Annotated in this window: 3 protein-coding genes; 2 read left to right on the top strand and 1 reads right to left on the bottom strand. The window is 69.7% G+C overall.

Features of this window, described 5'->3' with window-relative positions; all coding sequences use genetic code 11:
* The first annotated feature begins 289 nt into the window (after positions 1 to 289).
* A complete protein-coding gene (locus DVH02_RS22955) occupies positions 290 to 715 on the top strand; it encodes an STAS domain-containing protein (RefSeq protein ID WP_325051398.1) in 426 nt (141 codons plus the stop codon).
* Between the two features lie 109 nt (positions 716 to 824).
* Positions 825 to 1250: an ATP-binding protein gene (locus DVH02_RS22950; RefSeq protein WP_114625712.1), complete on the top strand. Its 426-nt coding sequence runs from the start codon at positions 825 to 827 to the stop codon at positions 1248 to 1250.
* A 42-nt stretch (positions 1251 to 1292) separates the two neighbouring features.
* Here the strand turns inward: DVH02_RS22950 and DVH02_RS22945 are convergent.
* The coding region (locus tag DVH02_RS22945; RefSeq protein ID WP_114625711.1) for a discoidin domain-containing protein at positions 1293 to 3562 on the bottom strand (2270 nt) is incomplete at its 5' end.

Raw genomic sequence — 3562 nt, 5'->3', positions numbered from 1 at the left:
GTGACCCTGGCCGAGGGGCTCAGCGCCTTCCGCGCCGCGGCCCTCGCCGGGCTCGGCCAGGAGAGCGCCGCGGGCTCCGGCGGGGCCGCCGACGCCGCGCGCGGCGAGGTGGCGGACAGCGCATAGCTTCATTCGGCCCCACTTCCTGGCAGCGACACGTTACTCTCCGCGCAGAGCAGTTGTGCGGAAGCCGTGAACAGATTGTTGCGCACCAGAGAATGTTGTCAAATGGCAACTGTCACTTCTATCGTGGTGCCGATGTTCTCCTCTCCAGCCTCGAAGGAACTCTGTGCAACCTCCTCACAGCGCAGGTCAGGCCATCGGCCTGGCCAAGAGACAGATCGGCGACGACGCCGTGGTCGTCGCCGTCAGCGGTGATCTCGACATCGAGAACATCACTCCCCTCGGTACCGCGCTGGCCGAGGCGGGGGCGAGCGTCACCGGCCCGGTCGTGGTGGATCTGTCCCGCGTCGACTTCGCGGACTCCACCACGGTGAACCTGCTCCTGCGGGCCCACGGCTCCCTGGGGCCGAGACTACGCCTGGCCCAGCCGTCGGCCTTCGTCCAGCGCCTGTTCGCGGTCATCGGACTCGAACAGGCGTTTCCCGTGTACGGCACGGTCGAGGACGCGCTCGCGGCCGACGGCGGCGGCGAGCGGCGGGTGGCGGGCGACGAGGGCGCCGCGCGGGGCGAGGGCTCGCACGGCGGGGGATGACGAGGCACGGACGAACGGACGCCACTCAGGACTCTTCAGCCTCGATCCCGGGGGTACACGACGCTGGAGAGATCGTGGCAACGACGTCCAACCCAACGGGGTGAGCCCTATGCACCACTCGCTCAGGAGCGACAGCGATTCCGACACCGTCCTCGGCAACGGCCGGACGGAGTGGGCCTGCCGACCGGAGCTGGCGGCCGAGGCCCGGGAGGCGACGGACGGATTCCTCGACGGTCTGTGCCCCGAGCCCTCCGACCGCACCCGGCAGAACCTGCTCCTGGTCGTCTCGGAGCTGGTCACCAACGCACTGCGGCACGCCGGTGAGGTCACGTCGCTGCGGCTGCGCGCGGACCGCCGCAGCCTGCAGATCGAGGTCCGCGACCCGAGCCCGGCGCTGCCGCTGGACCGTACCCCCGACCTCACCGGCAGGTCCGGCGGGTTCGGCTGGCCGATGGTCCAGCGGCTGGCGGACGGGGTCACCGTCCGCCCGGCCTCCGGTGGCGGCAAGATGATCCTGGCGGTCCTCGTACGCTGAGAGGCCGCCGGGTGACGGCCGCGCGCCGCCCCGGCGCGGTCGTCAGTCCGCGTACGCCTCCAGTTCGGACAGCTGTCCGGCCGGCCAGCCGGTGTTGGCGGTGAAGGTCAGCCGCAGATAACGGGCCTGGGTGCCGTCCAGGGCGACGGTCGCCCTGTTGCCGCTCGACGGATCGAAGGTGTATCCGGCCGCGCCCTTGAGCGTGGTGTAGGACGTGTTGTTCGTACTGCCCGACACGCTCAGGGTCTGGGTACGGGTGGACCACGCCGCCGCGGGCGGCAGCCTCAGCACGAGACGTTTCACCGCCCGCGCCGAGCCGAGGTCCACGGTGATGGACTGCGGGAAGGCGTGGTTGGTGCTCTCCCAGTAGGTGTTCGCGTCGCCGTCGACCGCGTTGGCCGGGCCGTACACGTCCGCGTGGCCGGAGTCGGTGACCGGGCGGCCCTGGGCGAGGTTCCCGTTCGCCGGGGGAGTGGTCGGCGGATCGGTCGGGGGTGTGGTCGGCGGGTCGGTGGGTGGAGTGGTCGGCGGGTCGGTGGGCGGAGTGGTGGGGCCGCCCGGCACACCGCCGTTGGTCCACACCGGGTCGGGCCAGGTCCCGGTGCAGGCGGGCGGATCCGCGTACCAGCCGGAGTTGCCGGTGCCCCGGGTGATCTGGAAGCCACTGCCCACACAGTTGTGGATCGGGTTGGACTGGGCGAGGTGGGTGGCGGTGACGTTGGTGAACGACGCCGTGCCGGGGGCCTGGATCTGGAGCGCGTACGTACCGGCGCCGTCGATCCTGATGTTGTTGAAGCGCAGCCCGTTGGTCGCGCCCTCGATGAGATGGATCGCGGCGTAGGAGCTGTCCAGGATCTCGCTGTCGGTGATGTCGAGGGTGGCGTTGACCGGTTCGTTGAGCCCGCTGAACCACATCGCGCCGACTCCGAAGCGCCAGTTGTAGTCGTTGTTCCCGGTACGGATGAGGGTGTTGCGCGCGGCGGTGATCGTGCCGGAGACCGCCGTTCCCTGACCGGAGTTGACGCCCGGGTAGCGGTTGGCGATGTGCAGGCCGCCGCCGTTGGTGACGGTGTCCGCCATGACGTTGTCGGAGAGGGTGATGTCCTTGCCGCCGTACGTGACGATGTTGTTCGCCAGGATCGGCAGGATCACGGTGTTGAACGTGAACTTGTTCTTCACGTTCGGGACGTTCTCCGCCCACATGGCCAGACCGTCGTCACCGGTGTTGCGTACGAAGGTGTGGGTGACCGTGGAGTTCGTGACGCCGTAGTGGAAGTTCACACCGTCGGCCGTCTGGTCCAGGATCCGGCTGTTCCTGATGGTGAAGTTGTTCATCGGGCCGTCCATCCAGGCGCCGCACTTGGTGTGCTGCATCCAGACGTTGTCCACCACCGAGTCCGACATCGCGCCACCGATGGCGTTGACCTGGTCCTCGTCCACGCGCTCGCGGATGTCGCCGATGATCGCGAAGTCCCGGAGCGTCACCTGGCTGCTGCCGCCCGCCGAGGCGTACTTGCCGTACACACCGACGGCCTTCTTGCGGTCGACCGGGTCGCGTCCGGTCAGCACGCTGTACCAGGGGCCGGCGCCGCGCAGGGTGACCTTGTCGACCACGATGTGGTCGCGTACCTGGAAGGTGCCCTTCGGCAGGTAGACCTCCTTGCCCTGGGCACGCCCCGCGTCGACCGCCGCCTGGATCCTGGCCGTCGAGTCGGCGGCGCCCGTCGGGTCAGCGCCGAAGTCGCTCACCACGTCCAGCGCGCCCGAGGGCTTGCCGATCTCCGCGGCGACCTGCTCGAAGTCGGCCAGGTCGAGGGTGAACGTGGGGGAGGCGGCCGTCGAGGTGACCTGGAGCCTGACCTTCGTACCCGTCGGCAGGGTGGAGCCGAACATGGTGCGGGTCTCGTCGTAGAAGTGGTGCGGGTTGGTGTCGCCCGGGTTGTTGTTGAAGGGGTAACCCCCGTAGAACCAGCCGTACTTGGAGGTCACGGGCAGGCTCTTGAGCGAGCTGCCGTTGACGCGCAGGTCCAGACTCGCGTCCCGGCCGGTCCCCGCCGCGTTGTCCGGCAGCGAGTAGCGCAGCGACATCGCGTTCGCGGGTGCGGTGAGGGTGAACTCCACGTACTCGCCGACCGCGTCGAGCGTCACGGCCTGCCGCCCCGACGCTTCCGAGGCCAGCGATCCGTAGAGCCGGTCGGGGCCGATCAGGGTGCCGTTGGTGGCGGCGTACTCCGCCTCCTGTTCCCGGAACGGTACGGACGCGCCCTCACCCCTCGCCGGCGAGGGGTGAGGGCGCGTCCGTACCGTTCCGG

Source organism: Streptomyces corynorhini (assembly GCF_003346515.1).
Taxonomy (GTDB): Bacteria; Actinomycetota; Actinomycetes; order Streptomycetales; family Streptomycetaceae; genus Streptomyces; species Streptomyces corynorhini.
The sequence above is the reverse complement of the archived record's forward strand: the minus strand, read 5'-3'. Positions and strand labels throughout refer to the sequence as shown.